The 18,139-nt window shown below is 67.7% G+C and carries 17 protein-coding genes and 1 pseudogene; 7 read left to right on the plus strand and 11 right to left on the minus strand.

Annotation, left to right across the window (positions count from 1 at the left end; genetic code table 11):
• Nucleotides 1-130 precede the first annotated feature (130 nt).
• Complete coding sequence (locus tag ABT186_RS38255; protein ID WP_351224896.1) at nucleotides 131-991, minus strand: SDR family oxidoreductase; 861 nt, start codon at nucleotides 989-991, stop codon at nucleotides 131-133.
• Nucleotides 992-3,422: 2,431 nt separating this feature from the next.
• Here ABT186_RS38255 and ABT186_RS38260 point away from each other — a divergent pair.
• Both ABT186_RS38260 and ABT186_RS48155 read left to right on the plus strand, forming a co-directional pair.
• Nucleotides 3,423-3,686 (plus strand): helix-turn-helix transcriptional regulator, encoded by a 264-nt coding sequence (locus ABT186_RS38260; protein ID WP_351224898.1) that lies wholly within the window; start codon nucleotides 3,423-3,425, stop codon nucleotides 3,684-3,686.
• 159 nt (nucleotides 3,687-3,845) lie between these two features.
• Nucleotides 3,846-4,688, plus strand: coding sequence for a DUF6083 domain-containing protein (locus ABT186_RS48155; protein ID WP_502973462.1), 843 nt, complete (start codon nucleotides 3,846-3,848; stop codon nucleotides 4,686-4,688).
• 200 nt (nucleotides 4,689-4,888) lie between these two features.
• On the opposite strand, the gene ABT186_RS38275 is transcribed toward ABT186_RS48155, so the two are convergent.
• Nucleotides 4,889-5,833 (minus strand): AraC family transcriptional regulator, encoded by a 945-nt coding sequence (locus ABT186_RS38275; protein ID WP_351224900.1) that lies wholly within the window; start codon nucleotides 5,831-5,833, stop codon nucleotides 4,889-4,891.
• A 112-nt stretch (nucleotides 5,834-5,945) separates the two neighbouring features.
• Between ABT186_RS38275 and ABT186_RS38280 the strand changes: the two genes are divergently transcribed.
• Nucleotides 5,946-6,800 (plus strand): NmrA family NAD(P)-binding protein, encoded by an 855-nt coding sequence (locus ABT186_RS38280; RefSeq protein ID WP_351224902.1) that lies wholly within the window; start codon nucleotides 5,946-5,948, stop codon nucleotides 6,798-6,800.
• A 2-nt stretch (nucleotides 6,801-6,802) separates the two neighbouring features.
• A complete protein-coding gene (locus ABT186_RS38285) occupies nucleotides 6,803-7,255 on the plus strand; it encodes a nuclear transport factor 2 family protein (protein WP_351929032.1) in 453 nt (150 codons plus the stop codon).
• 181 nt (nucleotides 7,256-7,436) lie between these two features.
• Here ABT186_RS38285 and ABT186_RS38290 read toward each other — a convergent pair whose 3' ends face one another.
• Nucleotides 7,437-7,838: a tautomerase family protein gene (locus tag ABT186_RS38290; RefSeq protein ID WP_351929034.1), complete on the minus strand. Its 402-nt coding sequence runs from the start codon at nucleotides 7,836-7,838 to the stop codon at nucleotides 7,437-7,439.
• A gap of 281 nt (nucleotides 7,839-8,119) precedes the next feature.
• On the opposite strand from ABT186_RS38290, the pseudogene ABT186_RS38295 reads away from it, so the two are divergent.
• Nucleotides 8,120-8,688: pseudogene (locus ABT186_RS38295) on the plus strand (TetR/AcrR family transcriptional regulator); the annotation flags it as partial.
• 106 nt (nucleotides 8,689-8,794) lie between these two features.
• Here ABT186_RS38295 and ABT186_RS38300 read toward each other — a convergent pair.
• The 3 genes from ABT186_RS38300 to ABT186_RS38310 form a co-directional block, all read right to left on the minus strand.
• Complete coding sequence (locus tag ABT186_RS38300) at nucleotides 8,795-10,021, minus strand: low temperature requirement protein A (RefSeq protein WP_351224906.1); 1,227 nt, start codon at nucleotides 10,019-10,021, stop codon at nucleotides 8,795-8,797.
• A 17-nt stretch (nucleotides 10,022-10,038) separates the two neighbouring features.
• The gene (locus ABT186_RS38305; protein WP_351929036.1) at nucleotides 10,039-10,995 is read right to left on the minus strand and encodes an SDR family NAD(P)-dependent oxidoreductase; all 957 of its coding nucleotides are present in this window, start codon (nucleotides 10,993-10,995) and stop codon (nucleotides 10,039-10,041) included.
• Between the two features lie 299 nt (nucleotides 10,996-11,294).
• Nucleotides 11,295-12,278 carry an aldo/keto reductase gene (locus ABT186_RS38310; protein ID WP_351929038.1) on the minus strand — a complete coding sequence of 328 codons (984 nt, stop codon included), beginning with the start codon at nucleotides 12,276-12,278 and terminating at the stop codon, nucleotides 11,295-11,297.
• Between the two features lie 109 nt (nucleotides 12,279-12,387).
• On the opposite strand from ABT186_RS38310, the gene ABT186_RS38315 reads away from it, so the two are divergent.
• Entirely contained in the window at nucleotides 12,388-12,975 is a 588-nt protein-coding gene (locus ABT186_RS38315; protein WP_351929040.1) for a TetR/AcrR family transcriptional regulator, read from the plus strand.
• Nucleotides 12,976-13,019: 44 nt separating this feature from the next.
• Here the strand turns inward: ABT186_RS38315 and ABT186_RS38320 are convergent, their stop codons facing one another.
• The 3 genes from ABT186_RS38320 to ABT186_RS38330 form a co-directional block, all read right to left on the minus strand.
• Entirely contained in the window at nucleotides 13,020-13,652 is a 633-nt protein-coding gene (locus ABT186_RS38320; protein ID WP_351224914.1) for a UbiX family flavin prenyltransferase, read from the minus strand.
• Nucleotides 13,653-13,960: 308 nt separating this feature from the next.
• The gene (locus ABT186_RS38325; protein ID WP_351224916.1) at nucleotides 13,961-15,463 is read right to left on the minus strand and encodes a UbiD family decarboxylase; all 1,503 of its coding nucleotides are present in this window, start codon (nucleotides 15,461-15,463) and stop codon (nucleotides 13,961-13,963) included.
• Complete coding sequence (locus ABT186_RS38330; RefSeq protein WP_158916923.1) at nucleotides 15,463-16,062, minus strand: non-oxidative hydroxyarylic acid decarboxylases subunit B; 600 nt, start codon at nucleotides 16,060-16,062, stop codon at nucleotides 15,463-15,465. Before ABT186_RS38330 ends, ABT186_RS38325 begins: the two co-directional genes overlap by 1 nt.
• Nucleotides 16,063-16,176: 114 nt before the next feature.
• On the opposite strand from ABT186_RS38330, the gene ABT186_RS38335 reads away from it, so the two are divergent.
• On the plus strand, nucleotides 16,177-16,626 hold the full coding sequence (locus ABT186_RS38335; protein ID WP_351224918.1) for a MarR family winged helix-turn-helix transcriptional regulator: 450 nt from the start codon (nucleotides 16,177-16,179) through the stop codon (nucleotides 16,624-16,626).
• A 345-nt stretch (nucleotides 16,627-16,971) separates the two neighbouring features.
• Here ABT186_RS38335 and ABT186_RS38340 read toward each other — a convergent pair whose 3' ends face one another.
• Both ABT186_RS38340 and ABT186_RS38345 read right to left on the minus strand, forming a co-directional pair.
• Nucleotides 16,972-17,274 carry a hypothetical protein gene (locus tag ABT186_RS38340; RefSeq protein WP_351224920.1) on the minus strand — a complete coding sequence of 101 codons (303 nt, stop codon included), beginning with the start codon at nucleotides 17,272-17,274 and terminating at the stop codon, nucleotides 16,972-16,974.
• Nucleotides 17,275-17,408: 134 nt separating this feature from the next.
• Nucleotides 17,409-17,840 carry a thiamine pyrophosphate-dependent enzyme gene (locus tag ABT186_RS38345; RefSeq protein WP_351929042.1) on the minus strand — a complete coding sequence of 144 codons (432 nt, stop codon included), beginning with the start codon at nucleotides 17,838-17,840 and terminating at the stop codon, nucleotides 17,409-17,411.
• Between the last annotated feature and the right edge of the window lie 299 nt (nucleotides 17,841-18,139).

The raw sequence follows: 18,139 nt of genomic DNA on the forward strand, positions 1-18,139 counted from the left end.
GGTCGGCTCTCACCAAACCTTGCTGTCACGTTTACGGCCCTCCCGTACCGCACATGGCCGCTTTGGCACTCGGGTTCTGCCCGCGTTGCGCCCCAGGCGGCCTTGCCACTCGCAGTTACCCGGGAGGCGATCACCCGACGGGAGTCTCGGGCTGCATCTCGTAGGAGTGCTGGATGGCGGGGTGGCGGGTCCCGAGGCCGTCCGTGACCTTGCGCTCCCACGGAACCGCCTGGAGGCGCTTGGTCTCCTCAATCATCGACTTGGGCTCCAGGTTGCGGTAGCTGTCGACTTCTCCTGCGGCGACAGCCGTCAGCGTGGCGAAGACCGCTTCAGGGTCGAATTGCGGGCGGGGGAAGGCGAGCTTGGAATAGTCGAAGAGCCTCTCCGACGGGTCGTCCTCCCAGCTTTCCCAGGTCTGGAACATACGGTCGTTGAAGCCTGTCAGGAAAGGCCCCGGGTTGACTGTGGCGACTTCGATGTTGTATTCCTGCAGCTCGTAGGCCATGGTCTCGGCGATCGCCTCAATCGCGTGCTTCGAGGCAGAGTAGATGCCGGTGAACGGGTTGACGTTCAAGCCTTCCCGCGAGGACACCCAGACGATGCGGCCGGCCCCGCGCTTGATCATCTGCTTGGCGATTCCCTGAGTGAGGACGAGCGGCCCCGTGACGTTGACCTCGAACTGGTGCCGAATGTTCGCCTCGGGAATGTCGACCGTGGAGCCCCCCTCACCGACACCGGCATTGTTCACCAGAATCTCCACACCCCAGTCGAGGGCCTTGCGACGGTCTCCGTCGTTGGTCACGTCGAGCTTCTCGACCCGAAGCCTGACCCCGCGCTCAGCCGCCTGCCATTTCAGCGTCTGCACCTGGGCGTAGATCTCCACCCCGGCGATCACGTCGAAGCCCTTCTCGGCGAGGCGCATGGCGGCTTCGAACCCGAAGCCAGTGCCCGCTCCTGTGATGAGGACCTTCTTCAGTGCTGCACTCGCCATGTCAAGGGTTTCCTTTCAAGTTCCTGGTCCCACAGTCATCGAAGGACTCACAGAGGCCGATGCACGGCGGCTCGGAGCAACAGCTGAGTCTGTGCGGGGTGACTGCGACCGACCTTCGAAGCTGTCCGCGGCACACAGCGATGAGTGCGCGGCGAACCTCCGGCCCTGGAATCAGTCTGCGCCTGCAAACGACTACTAGCAACTCAAAGAAACTCAATCTGTCCAGAATTTATTGAAGTGCCAAAATTCGGCATCTAAGCGCCACTGGTCTCAAAAACTTACCCAGGGCCCCGAGATGGCTCAGTCCCTCGCGGTACTGGTCCACCCAGCTATGGTGAACCATGCAGCTCCAAGGTATGTGGACGGATGTTCCGCTTTTGGCCGTAGCGTGTGAGGCTGACAGGCACTCATGGTGAATTATCCAGAGCTTCTTCAATGCTGGCGACAACTAGGTTTCCGCGACCGAGGTACGGCATCAGAACATTAGTTGGTACTTTGGTACAGCGCAGGTCAGGAGGGGCGTCGTCGCATTCGAGCATGGCATGTACCGAGCGATTCCCGGTGCCAGGCCGCCTGAAGCGGGGCACAGCAGCCCTCACTCATCCGTAGCGTCGCCATACCCGCTCGCGAAGTTCAAGTCCTGGCTCTACGCCCGCCTTGACCCAGAGGTGACGGGCGGTGCGTCGGCTGAATTGGGTTCCGGTCCTGAGGTCATATGTGACGGTCTGGGCGGTTTGAGGCCTCGCCAGGAGCCATCGGCACACACAATGCCAATGAGTCAAGCTGCGGCAGCGAGTTCGGTGGGGAACGAGGTGCGTTCGGCGAACAGCTTGCGGTGCTACAGGCAGTGGTGGAGCCGACCGATCATACGGATGAGCGGGCGGAGACCATCGAGTCTCTTCCGGGAATGGGACCACTTCTGGGTGCCGGGCTCATCGCTGTCGCCGGTGACCTGGCGTCCTCGCGCAGAGCGTCATGCGGTAGCCCGACCGCTCCAGAACTTCTGCCTTCGAGCGAGTGTGTTGAAGGGCATCACACTGGGTGCGGGTACACCGGGGACGTACCGGGCTTGTTCGCGCTCCGCCTCGGGGTGCATCTCGATAGCGAGTTCGGTCGGGTCGATGAGCCCGTTGCACCACATGCAGCCGATGCCGGGGGCGATCAAGCGAGTGGCGGTGTGGATCTGTCCGATGCTGCCATCTCGGGAGATGGGGACCTTGACGCCGACTTGAGTGGCGGGGATATCCGCGGTGAGCGTGGCGGGCCATCGACGTCTGGCGGTCACCGGCGAGCCGCGCTTCCACATCCACGCTCGCTGTGTTCTGTCAGAGCGTCCAGTACAGGTCTCCTGACACCGAGTGCACGATCCAGGAGTCGATGCGCCCTGCGACCGTCAATTGGTCAAGTACATTCGTGAACCGCGTTGTGGGCAGCCCGCATTCATGTGCCAGTCGATCCAGTTCTGCTATTCCGTAAATGCCTTCCGGGGCGGTATGAGCCGTGACGCACATGGCAATGAGCCGGGGAAGCGGGGCGCAGTCCGTACGCACGCGGCAGGCGGCGCGCAGCGCCCAGTCTGCGGCCGCGAGCCGGTCAGGGCGGGCCGGGCATTGGGCGAAGAGCCCGATGTCGAGGAAATGGATGACTTCTGCGCGTGCGTTGGAGTGCGACGCGGACGGGGTTGAGCGTAGCCATCGCGCCTGGTGGAGCTCCCGCCAAGAATCCGTGGCAGGTCCCAAGCGAAGGCTACGCAGTACCCCGAGCGGAAACCGGACTTGAGCTGAGTCGTTCATGCGCAAGGCGCATTGCAGGGCGATCAGTCTGGCGGCAGCTCCGGTCTCAGCCGGCAGCGCGGAAGCGAGGTAGTTGAGCATCTCCCGTACCCGTGTCTGTCTGTCCGGGCCTCGGGGGCTGCGGCGCTTTGGGTAGATGCCCGCATGGGCTGACGACGTTGTGGGATTGATGAACGTATCAGGAACGACGGCCGCTTGTGTCGTGGCGGCGGCGCAGGCCGTGCACGCGTCCGCAAGGCGCCACAGCCGTCCGCCTCGGTCACGTGCGAGCACGAGCCGAATGGGTCCACCGCAGCCTCGATGGCGCGGATGCCGGCTACAGCCGCGCTCGTGGCACTGGCAAGTGCGAAGGTGTGCGCGGGGAGGGGATCGCGGCGAGCGTGCCCCGCCAAGTGGGCCAGGAGCTCCGTGCGGGCGGATGTGCCGCTGAGCAGTCGCCCGCTGTGGGAGCACTGCCGGCAAACGAGGATCGGTCCGCCGGGCTGCGGGCGCAGTTCGACGGTCCAGATGCGTAGGACTCCGGGTCGTGTCGTGCAAAGCCTCATGGGCGGCGTGTTCCTCCATGTCCGCGCCGTACCCGCAGAGGGTGGGGTGGCGCGCACACGTCAGGGCAGTGGTCTGCACCGTCGGATGGTCGGGTGACGATCTTCCCGCCCGATCCGGATTTCGAGGCGCTGCGTCTGGAGCTCGCGCGGCTGCGGGCGGCGCGGGGCTGGAGCCATGACGAGCTCGCGGCTCGAGGTGGCCTGGCCAGGAGGACTCTGATCGAGATCGAGCAAGGTCGCACCATCGGCACCCTCAAGACGTGGCACGCGCTGGCTCACGCCTTGAGTGCGCCGCTGGACGAACTCTTCGGAGCTCCATGTCAGGGGCACGAACCACTTCGGCGGGAGGGCGACTGACGGCCCGGCCGGATCCACGGGGCAACCTCCCGATCGGGCGGGCCAACGCGAATACCTGAGCGGTTACTCGAACAAACATTGCACTGGATGGGGCCGTTCGGCGGACGTCACCAGCCAGGTCGATCCTTCGACAGTGTGTCGCCTGGCACCTTCGCCCGCATGAACCACTCATCCGCACCCCGGCACTGGGACGGCAGCCCCGCATCCTCCCGGCGGCGACGCTCCTTGCGTGTCGAGCCCGACAGCCCACCCCGCCTTCTTCGCTGCGCACAGCACGGTCGGTGCCGCGAATGCGGCAACCTGGTGGAGTGGTACCACCGGGTTTGCGACCGGCCCATCCCGCTGCATCCACGGGAACTGCCCTCAATCGAGGTGCCCGTGGCATACCGCTGGCACGTCAGCTCCGGCCTCGCCCATCCCGCCGGGGACGGCAGCGCCTGGTGCCGGCTGACACATGCCGTCGTCTGCCCTGCTCGCGACGCCCCGTCTGCCACCACCTCAGGTCTGACCGGGCTACGACGGGCGCTGGCTGTGAACACGCGCCGTCGGGCCGACGCCGGTGCCTTCGTCCCGCCCGCGGCCCTTGACCGCCGATCGCGGTCCCAGGGCACGTGCCGACCCGCCAGGCCCATCGTGCAGATTCTGTACATCCGCTACCTCGCCGCCCGTCCCCTGGACGAGATCCAGTGTGTCGCCCAGACACGGCATCGCGCCCGATGCACCGTGAAGATGCTCACTCCGGACAGCCTCCAAGGCATCTGGACTTTGGTTCCCGCTACGGCAGCTCAAGGCCAACTTGCCCTTCCCACCGAGGTGATGGCGATGTACGACCTCTCCTCGCTGCGGTCGCGATCCCGATGCCAAATCTGGCGGCGAGCTGGGCGTAGGTGTCACCGCAGAGCCCATGGGCCAGGACAGGAAGGCCTGCCTCCCCGTCGCGAGCCGCCGCCACCGGGTACCGACCTCCCGTCCCGTCTACCGGGAGCTTCATCGTTGTGCTGACATGTCCAACTCCCCACTCATCACTGCCAGTTTGGAAAAGGATTCGTGACCCTTTCTTCCTCCGGGTCGTCGTTGGTTGCGGAGTGAGGCAGGGCAAGGAGCCGGTCGAGCAGTACAGGAGTTTGGACAGCAGTGTGGGAGTGAACTGTGTCTTGGCATGTAGGCCCCCCAAGGCTGTCGCGGGGAGAGGCTTCTGGGACTCAGTGGACGTGGGGGCCGCTTGGCTGGAGTTCCTTGTCGCGCGTCGACTCTCGTTGTCGCCAGGCACCGGGTGGTTCGCCGTGGTGCCGGCGGAAGGCGGCTGCGAATGCGTAGGGCGAGCTGTAGCCGACGCTGCGGGCGATGCTCGCCATGCCGAGTTCGCCGGTGCGGAGGTGGTCGCGTGCGAGGGCCATGCGCCAGTCGGTCAGGTACTGCATGGGGGTCTGGCCGAGTGCCTCGTGGAAGGTTCGTGCGAAGGCGGCTCGGGACAGGCCGCTGACCGCGGCGAGTTCGGGGACGGACCAGGGGTGGCCGGCGTCCTCGTGCATGGCCTGGAGCGCAGCGCTCAGCCGGGGGTCGGCCGAGGCCCGGTACCAGCGCGGTGCGTTCGGGCTGCGGCGGAAGTCGCTGCGGATGGCGAGTACCAGGAGGACGTCGAGGAGTCGGTCGAGCACGGTGGCCTGACCCGGTTCGGGGTTGGCTAGCTCGTGGGAGAGCAGGGCGATCACGTCCCTCAGCGGGTCGCCGACGGCCGCTTGCAGGGTCAGGACATGGGGAAGCGCTTCGAGCAGCCCGTTGCCGATGTCGCCGGAGAACCGGTAGGCGCCGCAGAGGAACACGGTCGCCCCGGGGTTGTCGGACTCCCCGTCGGTGGCGTGCCGGGTCCGGAACTCCTCCGGTTCGAGGCAGCCTGTGCCGGGCTCGTGGCCGATGTAGTGGTCCGTGCCGCCGCGCACGAGGGTCACCTCCCCGGGTACGAGTTCCACCGCGCGGCCCGGGTCGTCGGCGTCGAACCACAGCCACCCCCGGCCCCGGACGACGGTGTGCACGGACAGCTGGATCGTGCCGGCCAGCCGCAGCCCCCACGGGGGCTCGGCGACCGTCCGGGCGAACACCGCGCCGCCGGCGCGTGCCCGGGCAAGGTGATCACGCAGTAGGTCCATGCGACCAGTATCAGCAGAGCGATCGCCGTGGGCAATGATCAGAGCGTTTGACGTAAAAGAGCGAGCGATTCACACATTGATCCGCTCCTCTGGTCTCTCTCAAGATGGAGCCATGACTGAATCACTGCAGACCACGCTCGTTCTCGGCGGCACCGGCCGCACCGGCTCGCTTCTGGCGAAGAGGCTCGCCGAGCGGGGGCGGAACGCCCGCACCGCGGCCCGTCACGGCGCCGACGTGCTGTTCGACTGGGACGACCCGGCCACCCACGCCGACGCCCTGCGCGGCGTCGACAGCCTCTACCTCGTTACGCCCGTCATGCGGGTCTCGTATGCCGACCAGGTCGCGGCCTTCCTCGACCTCGCCGAGGCCGCCGGCGTTCGCCATGTCACCTACCTGAGCACCTACGGCGCCGACGACGCCCCGGCGCAGATCGACATCAAGGCTGTCGAAGCCGACCTGGCCGCCCGTTCGACCATCACCCACTCCGTCGTGCGCCCTGCCTGGGTGATGCAGAACTTCGCCGACGCCCACCTGCCCGTCATCAACGGGGCGATCACGGTCCCCACCGGCAACGGCACCGAGGCCTTCGTCGACGCGGCCGACATCGCTGCCGTCGCGGCCGAGACGCTGCTCGCCCCTGAGGTCCACGACGGGGCGCTGTACTCGCCCACCGGCCCGCAGGCCCTCATGGTCGGTGAAGTCGCCGACATCATCACCGCCGTGACCGGACAGTCCGTCACGCACCAGGACCTCGACCCCGAGGTCTGGATCGGCGGTGCCGTCGCCGCCGGAGTCGTGCCCGCCGACTACGCGGTGATGCTCCGGTGGCTGACCGGCACCATCATCACCGGCCACGGCTCCACGCCCAACGACGACATCGAGAAGGTCACCGGCCAGAAGGCGACCACCTTCCACGAGTTCGCGCAGCGCAACGCCCACGCCTGGACGGCAACGGCGGCCGTGTGACCATGTCCATCGAGAACGTTATCGAGAACCTTGAGGATTTCGCGGCCCTGGACCCGTTCTTCCGGATCATCCAGGAGGGCCTCGCGGGCCTGGTCGACGGGGAGCACTTCTTCGACCTCCTGGCCGAGGACGTCGTGGTCGAGTACGTGGTCTCCGTCCCCGGCTACCCGCGCCAAGTCGAGGGACGCCGCGCGGTCGCCGACCTGTACCGCGGGTACGGCGACGCGATGGTCCTGGCCAGCGCGGACGAGCTGGCAGTCCACCACGACACCGACAAGTCCGTGGTCGTCCTGGAGTACGCCGTGCACGGGCGGACGGTCCACACCGTACGCGCCTACGACAACCACTTCGTCTCCGTGATCACCATCAAGGACCGCCGGGTAACGCACTGGCGCGACTACCTTGACCCCATCGCCGTCTTCCAAGCCCTCGGCTGGCCGGCAGAGCCACGCTAACGGGGCGAACCACTGCCTTTCCAAAGTACCCAAGCGTGCCGCCGCCCTCTCCTCGGTCCGGCATGGGCCTGGCAAGGACGGCGGCCGCAGGTCGGCACTGCTGTCCCTTCGAGAGTGAGTTGTGTCCGGCGGATTGGTCGTTGGCCTCAGATATGGACGAGCACAAAGACGCACGCGCTGTTCAGCCCCCGGTCCGGCGCAACCACTCCTCTTCCTCACCTGGTTCGGGCAGTACGTGCCCACTCTCGACAGCGGACCGGGCAGGGCCGTCCTGCAGCACCACCATGGTCTGGCTCGCGTCCACGCCGGAGATACGGGCGATCGCTGAGGACAGCTCCAGGGCCAGTCGCGTCGCCTCCTTCTGCGGACGGCCTCGCCGCACCCAGCCAGTGAGGATCAGCGGGGTCGCTGGCCGCCCTCCCGCGAAGACACTGTCCGTAGGCAGCTCGGAGAAGACCACGTTGACGTAGGCCGGTGGCACGTGGTTGATGTCCACGTGAATCCGGGCGATCTCGGCTGCCAGCAGGGCCTTCACCTCGCTGGTCAGCGAATCCTGGGCCGCGGTACAGGTATAGACGGGCATGATGACTCCTCAACCGGGTGGGGTGTCGCGGCTGACAGACAGCCGGGCCCTGAGCGAATAGTGATCGTTGACGTACCCCCGCAGGGTCGCCGCGCAGTGGGTGACTCGACGGGCAGAAGAGATCCGGCCTTCGGCGCGCTGCACGTTCGTCTCAGCAGTTCCCTGGCTGCTGGTGGTGCATCAACGCTTCTGGCCCAGGCAAATGTCTGATGCCCGGGGGAATGAGCGAGCCTTGGCCCGGGCATGGTCCGGATCTTGAAGGCTTGATGTGGATTCAACCCTTGCTTCTGCTGCCGAGCGCGCGCCGCGCCGGCTTGTCGCCGACAGCGCCCTACCGACACTTCGCCGACCGCAACGCGCTCGTTTCGGCGGTAGCCGCGGGGGCTACCGCGAGCTCGCCGCAGACCTGGCCGCAGTGCGCCCGGCGCCCGCGACGCCCGACGACTACGCGACCATGGCCGTCGCCTACGTGCGGTTCGCGCTCGACCACCCGGCCCTGTTCCGCGCGATGTTCACCGAGCCCTGCGACCCGGACAACCAGGAGCGCCCGGCCGCGAACGCGGCCATCGCCGGATACGTCGACGAGCTCGTCCGGCGCGCCCTGCCGACCACTGGGGCCGACTCGGCAGCCGTGGCGACGGCGGTGTGGGCGCTGGTGCACGGCCTGGCATTCCCGCGCCTCGACGGCAAACTGGACACGGCCACGCCGGACGGGATGGCCACGCGGGTCGATGCCGTCGTCCGCGCCCTCCTCGCCCGACTCCGCCCGCGGCGTAGGGCCAGGTCACGCGGACCGCCTGCCCATGCTGCCGATACTCACCTCGGACTCCGGCGTGCCCCCTCCAACTGAGAGCTCGACAGCTGCGTACGCACAACCTTGCCTGCGGCACACCTGGAGGAACATCATCGACGGCGCAATGCACAACGACCTCTACGACAAGTGTTCGCCGAACTCCTCAAGCCTCTGGCTTCTCCTCGGCGAAGGACTCCTCGTGGGCGAGGCGGTATGCCACGGCGAGGCCCCAGGGGACACCGAGGAGCAGGACCAGGGCGAGGCCGAGAATGAGGGGCGCCGGGCGTGCCGCACCGACTCCCGCAGTCACGGCGGCCACGGCGAGGCAGGTGCGGGCCAGGGGCCGGTAGAAACTGTGCTCCGGGCGCCAGACGCGCAGGGAAGTGGCGAGCGCTGTCGTGGCGCAGAGCACGACGGCCGTACCCCCGCAGAGCACCCAGGCGGTGGCGGCGGGAGTACGGTCCTCGTGGGCGTGCTCGACGAGACCGACCATGGCGGCGCCCATGGCGGCCACCGCGGCCGTGAGCGGCAGGTGCACCAGCATCCACAGCACGGTGCTCCCGCGTGTGGTCTTCGGCAAGCGGTGTCCGGCGAAGTCGAAGTATGTCCACCAGGCGCCGAAGCCGACAACCACGGCGACGAGCCCGACGGCGAGGGTGAGCGCGTTGGTCGGCTCGTGGGCCAGTCCGTCGACGACTCCCGTCACGGTCTCGCCGAGCACGATGATGATGAGCAGCCCGAACCGTTCGGCAAGCGCGTCGGTCACGCTGAGCGCGACCGCCCGTTCCGGGAACGCCCACCCCAGCATGACAGCAAGCCACGCCAGGTACGCGGCCGCCAGCAGACCCCACGTCAGCATGCGCAGCCCTGTGGGCAGGGCGGCGCTCCCGGCCAGCACGCCCGCACACACGGCCGTCCCCGTCACGAACACCCTGCTGGGGCGGCGGAATTCAGCACTGTCTCCCCGTGCGGCGAGCAGCCACAACACCGCCAGCACTGCGAACAACACCCCCGCGTCCACGGCGAACGCGACTCCGCGTGCACCGCCGGCCTCGGGGATGAACGCACCCAGCGGGACCAGTACCAGGATCTGCAGCAGGAACATGCTCCGGCCGCGGGCATCCTCGTGCCCGTGCAGTTCGTGGTGGAGGCTGCCGTTGAACCAGCCGATCCACACCAGCACGAAGACCACGGCGAATTCACCCAGTCCGTGCCAGGTCAGGTGCCCGGCCAAGTGGTGGGCGGCCTGGGCGACCAGTACGACCACGACGAGGTCGTAGAACAGTTCGAGCGGGCCGACCACCCGCTCGCGCGGCTCCTCACCATGGGCGCGCGGCGGGCGCCACAACTGGCTGCGCAGCCGGGCCCACTGCTCGTGTCGCGACGTCATGCCGGCAGCGTAGGTCGCTAGCGGGCGAGATCCTCGGACACGGCCCACAACCGGGCCGCGTTCTCCCGGTCCAGGGCGTAGGGCGCGACACCGGCGACCGCACCGGCCCGCTCGGCGACTGGCCCGGCCTCGGCACAGTCCTCGAAATAGCGGCCGGTGATGCCCTCAACCGTCGGCGAGGCTGCCAGCAGCACCGAAGTCGCGGCGCCCTGCTCCACCGTCTTCTGCGGCGGCAGCGCGATGGCGCCCGAGGCGATGAAGTCGGCCACTTGCTGCATGTCCATGTGCCGGGCCAGGGAGGTGTCGCCGACGTTGCCCGGCATCAGCGCGTTGGCGGTGATGCCGTCGTCGGCCCATCGTTCCGCGGCGCCGACGGCGAACAGGATGTTGGCGGTCTTCGACTGACCGTAGGAGGTCCAGGGGTCGTAGGGGCGGAAGCGGTAGTCCAGGTCGTCGAAGACCACCGGTGAGAAGAGGTGGCCGATGGAACTCACGGAGACGATCCGAGCGCCGCCCGCCGCCGCGAGAGCCGGGCGAAGGCCGACGGCGAGGGCGAAGTGCCCCAGGTGGTTGACGGCGAACTGGGTTTCCCTGCCGTCAGGGGTGTGGGTGAGTTCCGGCAGGGCCATCACTCCGGCATTGCCCACCAGGATGTGCAGCGGTCCCGTCCAGGCGGACACGAACGCCGCGACCGTCGAGCGGTCGGCCAGGTCGAGTCGCCCCACGGTCAACTTCCCGGATTTCGAGGGAAGTTCGGCCTCCAGGCGTGCCACCACGCGGGCTCCCGCGTCAGTGTCACGCACTGCCAAGGTGACGTCGGCGCCGGCCGCTGCGAGCGCCCGAGCTGTCTCCACGCCGATTCCGGAACTGGCTCCGGTCACCACGGCCCGGCGGCCATGAAGGTCGACGCCGTCGATCACGTCGGCGGCGGTTGTGCTTGCCCCGAACGTGGGGGGTGTCTGAGGCACGGACATGAGTCGAGTCTCCTGATCTGAGAACACCGAAGGCCTCAACGCGTGCGGCATGGTTGCCGATTGCGTTCGGCGCCCCCGGCAATGGGGGTTGGTCGAAAGGCAATGCCGGACCGCCGGGACGGGGTCTGGCCGGGGCACCGGGAAGACGGCGAACGGCCGACAGGAGTCCACGCTGATCCGGGACCGTATGGCCGGCTGGTGGCACGGGAGCTGCTCAAGACGTGGGGGGCCTGGTGCTGTGTGTCGGGGGCCAGGGGGTTGTGGCCTCGCAATGAATCTTGTGACGGGCCCGTTGGCTGTCAGCCGTTGAGCGTTCCCATCAGCTCGGGTGCGTAGCGGTCGCCGGTGACGACGCCGTGCGGGGCGACGGCCTCGATCGCGGCGATGTCGTCGGACGTCAGAGTCACCTCGGTCGCGGCGACGTTCTCCTCGAGGTAGCTGCGGCGCTTGGTGCCGGGGATGGCCACGGCGCCCTGGAGCTGGACCCAGGCGAGCGCCAGCTGCGAAGGCGTGACGTTCTTGTCGGACGCGATGCGGCGGACCTCGCGGACGACGTCCAGGTTGCGGGCGAAGTTCTCGCCCTGGAACCGGGGGTCGGTACGGCGCCAGTCGTCCTCGGCGAAGTCGTCGGGGCTGGTGATCGCGCCGGACAGGAAGCCGCGTCCCAGCGGGGAGTAGGCGACCAGGCCGATCCCCAGCTCCCGCAGAGTGTCCCGTACCCCGTCCTGTTCGATGCCACGCTCGAAGAGTGAGTACTCGGTCTGGACGGCGGTGAGCGGGTGCACGGCGTGTGCCCGCCGGATGGTCTGCGCCGAGGCCTCGCACAGCCCGATGTGCCGCACCTTGCCCTCGGCGACCAGCTCGGCCAGGGCGCCGACGGTTTCCTCGATCGGCACCTTGGGGTCGATGCGGTGCAGGTAGTAAAGGTCGATGTGGTCGGTGCCCAGGTGCCGCAGCGAGCGTTCGAGGGCCCGCCGGACGTACTCGGGCCTTCCGTTGAGGCCGAGCACGCTGCCGTCGTCGGTGATCTCCACGCCGGTCTTGGTGGCGACCACCGCGGCATCCCGCCGCCCCGCCAGCGCCTTGCCGAGCAGCTGCTCATTGATGAAGGGGCCGTAGCTCTCGGCGGTGTCCAGCAGGGTGACACCGAGTTCCAGCGCGCGGTCGATGGTGGCCAGCGACTCGGTCTCATCGGTGGCGCCGTAGAAGGCGCTCATGCCCATGCAGCCGAGGCCTTGCGCGCCGACGATCAGACTCTGGCTGCCCAGTCCGCGGTGTTCCATGAGGGTTCCCGTTCTATCGACAGAGGTAACTAACTGGATAGATACACGACCGTAGACCTCCGGCCCGCGCGTGTCAATAACTAGATAGTTACTTGCTAGTGTGGCGGGCATGTCACGGGACTCCAGCGCCACAAAGGCCCGGCTGCTCGACGCCGCCTTCACCGAATTCGCCGCGTACGGCATCGCCGGTGCCCGAGTGGACCGCATCGCCGAGACCGCGGGGGTGAACAAGCGGCTGATCTACGTCTATTTCGGTAACAAGGAGCAGCTGTTCGACGAGGTCTTGCGGCGTGCGCTGACCGCGGGTGCCGAGTCTGTGCCGTTCAACGTCGAGGACCTGCCCGGATACGCCGGCGCCATCTTCGACCACCTCGTCGCCCGGCCGGATCTGATGCGCCTGCGACTATGGAAACTGCTGGAGCGCCCCACCGCCACCGGACCCGAGGCCGAGGCCTTCGGTCACAAAACGGCCGAAGTGGCCGACGCGCAGCAGCGTGGTGACCTCGCCCGGGAGATGGAGCCTGCCGATCTCCTGACCATGGTTCTCGCCGCCGCCCAGGCGTGGTTCTGGGCCGCCGAGGGCGTCGACCCCAAGGAGGCCGGCCAGTCCTGGTCGGCACAGCGGCTGGCCCTGCACCGCGCGGCGGTCGTTGAGGCCGCCCGCCGTATCAGCGAACCCAGGACCGCTGGTGAGTAGCACAACGGGAGACAAACGCGCCCGAAGCTGCCGGCCACGGTCCGCTACCGCGCCTGAGTGTGCTCGCGTCGCGCTGTGGTGTCGGTGCCGTCCCACTGGTAGCGATCGGTGCCGGGCAGGCCCAGGAACTGCAGGACGCGTTCGACGAACTCGTCCCGCAGTTGCGCGAGTGTCTCCGGCACGTTGTAGTACGTCGGGATCATCGGGTACACGGTGGCTCCCGCCTCCGTGACAGCGACCATGTTGCGCAGGTGGATGAGGTTCAGCGGTGCTTCCCGGAGACAGAGGACGAGTTTGCGCCGTTGCTTGAGCATCACGTCCGCGGCTCGCTCGATGAGGCTCTCGGTCTGGCCGTGAGCGATGCGTCCGAGTACGCCGGCGGCGCACGGCAGGATGATCATGGCGTCGGTGGGGTAGCTGCCGCTGGTCACCGGTCCTGACATGTCGGCCGGATCGAGGAAGCGGACTTTCGTCGACGTGGCCTCCAGGGCCTGGACCACCGAGTCCGGATCTTCGCCGGTCTGGAATTCGAAAGCCACCAGCTTGCGCCCGTTGGCCGAGACCAGAAGGTTGACGTGGCCGACCCGGTCGTCTCTCTGAAGTGAGGCGAGCAACGCTTTGGCCACTCCGGTGCCGCCTGCTCCCGTGACAGCAACTGTCACATTCTGCTGGGTCACGTCTGTCCCCTTCTTGACGCATCGGGCTGGCGACCGCACCTTCTCGTGCCTGACGGATGGAGGTCTCGAGGCCGTCGTTGAGGACCGCTGTCCGCGTCGGTCCGACACGCACGCTGATCGGTACCTCGCCAGGTGAGCGCCAAATCCCATGGGTCACTCGGCCGGCGGCTTGTCGTGATGACTCATTCACCCGGGCGGTGGCAGCCGACCGGCTCCGAGCGGAGGGTCCCTCGGGGCCGGCGGCCGAGCATGCCGGTCGGGAGACGGCCACCTGGTGGCTACCTCCCGCGATCCGCGGCACCCAGGCGTCAGCGCGATGCGGCAGAGCCGGTGTCGCCTGCCGACTCGGATTCGGCGGCGAGGACCTTGGCGCGCACATCTGCCGGGAAGACGCCGTCGAACGTTGCGGGCGGTACGCGTCCGCTTCCCACCGCCGGGAGCAGGGCGTCGTGCACGACGATGGCTCCCCAGCCGTTGTGCAGTTCCTCCTCGGTGAAGCACGGGTACCACGGCATGATCGGTCCGTGCCACTGCTCCTGGCGGAGGGACGGGTGCACCCTGGTGGCCAGTGCCCACAGCAGATCCGAGTCGTTCGACGGATCCACGTCGTCGTCGAGGACGTAGACGACCGGGGAGAGCCGCCCTACCCGGGTGCCGTTCAGCACCTCGCCGATGCGGTGCACGAAGCGCGCGGTGTCCATCCCCGGCAGCGAGTCGCGCCAGTTCTGCGGGACGGTGATCACCGTCCAGAAGCAGGCGGCACCGAGCGGGAGCCAGGCCGTCGTGATCGGCAGTCCCGCCTTCCGCAGGACCGCGACGACCTCTGCGGAGATGCCGGCAGCCGGTGCGACGTGCGAGTCGTCGACAGGCCGGCCGGCGGCGGCCAGCGGCCAGATCGGGTCGTCCCGGTAGGTGATCGCCTCGATGCTGAAAAGCGGCTGCGGCGACGTCTCGGGCAGTGCCCAGCCGTGGAACTCCGCGAACGGACCCTCCACGGCGTCGCGGGTCGCGGACAGATGTCCCTCGATGACGACCTCGGCGGAGGCGGGCACTTCCAGATCGTTCGTCTCGCACTTCACGACGTCGACCGGCTTGCCCAGCACCGCTCCGAGATACGCGCCCTCGTCGACCTCGGTCGGGACGGTCATTCCGCCGACGACGGCAATGCCCGGGTCGCCTCCCTGCACGAGGGCGTAGGGCATCGGCTCACCGATGGCCTCCCACTCGCGCCAGATCATGCCGAGGTGCTGGCTCGGCAGCACCAGTCCGGTCATGTGCCGGTCGTCGATCTTCATGATCCGGGAGATGGACCAGTTCGTCCATCGGCCGTCCGGTGTCCTGGCGATGATCACGCCCCAGGTGTTGACGTAGGGGCCGCCGTCGTCCTGGTGCACGCGTGGAATGGGGAACCGGTCGAGACGGGCTTCGTCACCCGTCAGGATGTTCTGCTTGCAGGGCGCCGAGTCGGCTGCCACCCGCCCAGGTGGGAGCAGTTCCTTGGTGCCTGCTTCCCTGAGGTGTTCGACCAGTTCGGCTGCGGTCGTCGTGTACGGCAGACCGAGAGAGAGGGAGACCCGCGCCAGCGGATGCCCGGGAATGCTCGACAGGGCGCCCGGGGCGCCGATCATGCGGAACCCCTCGTCGACTCCGCTGAGGTGCTCGAAGAACGGGGCGGGCCTGCCGTTCTCGGTGGACCGACGGGTGATGGCCGACGCTTCCAGGTTCGGATCGATCACGCGTGAGATCCGTTGAATGTCCCCCAGCTCTTCGAGCGCGGAGATGTAGGACCGGAAGTCATTGATTTCAGACATCAGTTGGTTACGCCTTTCAGTTCGGAGGGGCGTGGCATTCCGTCCCAGCGCTGCGCCGAAGCCACCTGGATATCGAGTTGGTCCAGGACTCGGACAACGACATGCTCAACGAGCTCGTCAATGGTTTTCGGACGGCTGTAGAAGGCCGGCATCGGCGGCACGATCCTCGCTCCCATGCGCGAGAGCGCCAGCATGTTCTCGAGATGGATCTCGCTGAGCGGAGTCTCCCTCGGTACGAGCACCAAGGGGCGGCGCTCCTTGAGCGTGACGTCGGCAGCCCGGGGGATGAGACCGTCGGCATATCCGGTTCGGATGCCGGCGAGGGTCTTCATGCTGCACGGCGCGACAATCATTCCGTCCACGCGGAATGAACCTGATGAGATCGCCGCCCCTTGGTCGTTCCACGTATAGGTCACGTCGGCCAGGTCGGTGACTTCGCGGACCGACAGGTCGGTCTCCAGATGGATGGTCGCCCTGGCCCATTGGGACAGAACGAGATGAGTCTCCACATCCGGCTGCTCCCGCAGCCGGCGAAGCAGCTCGACACCGAAGACGGCGCCGGTCGCTCCTGTCATCCCCAAGATCACGCGTCGGGACATGGGATGCACCTTCCGTACACGGTAAGTCCGTACACGGAACAATGTAGCTGCCGAAACTTCCGATTGCAAACAGTTCGTGTACCGACTGACCGTATACGGAGGTAGCCTGTACTTATGACGACCGGAGCGCGATACGACGGGACGCTGGAAGACGGCATGGCCCACCAGCTGCGACGCGCCTCGCAGGCGGTGAACGCCTCGTGGCAGCTGCGCAGCGGTGACCTCACGCCTCCGCAGTTCGCGGTGCTTCACGTCCTGGACGAGCGTGGAAGCCTCGACCAGAAGACGCTGGGCGCCCTCGCCGCGGTCGACCGGTCGACGCTCACCCCACTTCTCGACCGGCTCGTGGCCCGCGGCCTGATCACCAAGAGCACGGACCCCGGCAACCGCCGCCGGCAACTGGTCTCCCTGACTCCTGCCGGGCGCGAACGAGCGGCCCTGGGCCGTCAGCAGGCACAGGAGACAAGCCGCTGGATCGAGGAGCTGCTCGGACCCGAGCGGCTCGCGACCCTGACCCTGCTGCTCAAGGAACTCGGAGACGCAGGCCGCGACCAGCAGCCGTAGTGAGGGAGCCAGGAAAGGGGCGTCGCGTCGTGCCGTCCCTGTTTCCGGGGCCGGGGCGCGGAGCCGATGGTTTCGTGGCGGCTGGTCGCGAGCTGTTCGTGACCCGCGGCTCGATCGGAATCGAAAGTACCGGCGCGCCGGCCGCAGGTGACACGGTCCGCTTCGCCACGAGCGGCGGCCAGCGGATCAGTGTCCGGCGCCCGCTGCACTGATCGTGCGGGAGATGCACACGGGCCTCGCGATCTGTCCCTGCGAGGAGGCAGCGCCGGGTATCGGCCCGCGCGGTCCAGCGCCGCACGGCCGATGGCGCGCGCATCCCGAGACCGCACGGGATCCCTGCAGCCATCAAGCGATCACCCTCACACCATTCAGAAGCGAGTGGTTCTGGACGACGCCGATGTCGAACCGCCCGAGCTCGACGGTGAGTTGCTGTTCTGCGGGCTGGTCGATGGCCCCGGGCATGGACAAGCAGAAAGACTGGTACGGGCGAGTACTGGCCGCCCAACGGGCTCGGCGCTCCCGGGACGCCCCGGCATGGACAACCGCTCGGTACACGCTCTGGGCTGCCGAGACTGCGACCGACTTCTCGCTGCGGCCGCTGACGACCACTCTCGCGCCGTCCGCCACCAGTTCGCTCGCGGCGGCCATGGCCCAGATCGCGGGTGCCGCCGGTGACTATGTACACCCGGTCCTTCAATCCGAAGTGCATGACGGCTGTTCCTTGCTTCGTGGGTCGGCGACGGTCGTTCGATGGGGTGCCCTCGGCGTGCTCTCAACCAGCGCTACAACATGGCCTTCTGGGGCTGGGTGGAGACCACGATGACGGTGGTGGTGTCGTCGTCCAGCGCGCTGTTGAACGCCTTCTCCAGCTCTTCCGCGGTCTCCACCTCGGCGGTGCGGCAGCCGTAGCCGCGTGCCAGGGAGGCGATGTGGATGCCGGGCAGGTCGAGCCCCGGCACGCCCGGGGTCTCCTCCAGTAGCGCGAAGGACTTGAGGATGGAGTACTCCTGGTTCCGCATGACCACGCACACGACCGGCAGTCGGTGCTGGGCGGCGGTCCAGATGCCCTGCACGGAGTACTGGAAGGAACCGTCGCCGATCAGCCCGATCACCGGACGGCTGACCCCGTTGGCGCGGTCGCCCAGAGCAACGCCGACGGCGGCCGGGGTGACCCGGTCTATGCCTCCGCTGGCATCCGGGAGGCACAGGCCCACTCCGCCATGTGCCGCTGGCAGGGGTCCGCGGGCTGGAGTACACCATCAACAGCCCGCGAAAACGCAGTCCTCAAGTCCGGAAAGACAACAGCGTCTGAGTCATCAAGAACACGCCGCTCGGTGAAGGAGCTCGAGGGGTGGTCTTGCAGTGTGGTCCGCAAAGAGGGCGTGTGAGGACGCGGGCGCAGTCACGTACGTCGGATGACTAGTAGGGCTTGGTCAGGTTCGTATTGGGGTGGGTATGTCTCGGTGGCAGGTGGGGCAGGTGCCGGCCCAGAGGGTGAGGAGTGTCTGCAGCT

Source organism: Streptomyces sp. NPDC001634 (assembly GCF_040298185.1).
In the GTDB taxonomy this organism is placed as follows: domain Bacteria; phylum Actinomycetota; class Actinomycetes; order Streptomycetales; family Streptomycetaceae; genus Streptomyces.

Bases quoted from the DNA above. Each gene is read 5' to 3' on its own strand.
- ABT186_RS38280 (WP_351224902.1), top strand. From the start codon at position 5,946: ATGACTGAATCACTGCAGACCACGCTCGTTCTCGGCGGCACCGGCCGC.
- ABT186_RS38290 (WP_351929034.1), bottom strand. From the start codon at position 7,838: ATGCCCGTCTATACCTGTACCGCGGCCCAGGATTCGCTGACCAGCGAG.
- ABT186_RS38310 (WP_351929038.1), bottom strand. From the start codon at position 12,278: ATGGAACACCGCGGACTGGGCAGCCAGAGTCTGATCGTCGGCGCGCAA.
- ABT186_RS38325 (WP_351224916.1), bottom strand. From the start codon at position 15,463: ATGTCTGAAATCAATGACTTCCGGTCCTACATCTCCGCGCTCGAAGAG.
- ABT186_RS38335 (WP_351224918.1), top strand. From the start codon at position 16,177: ATGACGACCGGAGCGCGATACGACGGGACGCTGGAAGACGGCATGGCC.
- ABT186_RS38300 (WP_351224906.1), bottom strand. From the start codon at position 10,021: ATGACGTCGCGACACGAGCAGTGGGCCCGGCTGCGCAGCCAGTTGTGG.
- ABT186_RS38285 (WP_351929032.1), top strand. From the start codon at position 6,803: ATGTCCATCGAGAACGTTATCGAGAACCTTGAGGATTTCGCGGCCCTG.
- ABT186_RS38315 (WP_351929040.1), top strand. From the start codon at position 12,388: ATGTCACGGGACTCCAGCGCCACAAAGGCCCGGCTGCTCGACGCCGCC.
- ABT186_RS38305 (WP_351929036.1), bottom strand. From the start codon at position 10,995: ATGTCCGTGCCTCAGACACCCCCCACGTTCGGGGCAAGCACAACCGCC.
- ABT186_RS38255 (WP_351224896.1), bottom strand. From the start codon at position 991: ATGGCGAGTGCAGCACTGAAGAAGGTCCTCATCACAGGAGCGGGCACT.
- ABT186_RS38330 (WP_158916923.1), bottom strand. From the start codon at position 16,062: ATGTCCCGACGCGTGATCTTGGGGATGACAGGAGCGACCGGCGCCGTC.
- ABT186_RS38275 (WP_351224900.1), bottom strand. From the start codon at position 5,833: ATGGACCTACTGCGTGATCACCTTGCCCGGGCACGCGCCGGCGGCGCG.
- ABT186_RS38340 (WP_351224920.1), bottom strand. From the start codon at position 17,274: ATGGCCGCCGCGAGCGAACTGGTGGCGGACGGCGCGAGAGTGGTCGTC.
- ABT186_RS48155 (WP_502973462.1), top strand. From the start codon at position 3,846: ATGAACCACTCATCCGCACCCCGGCACTGGGACGGCAGCCCCGCATCC.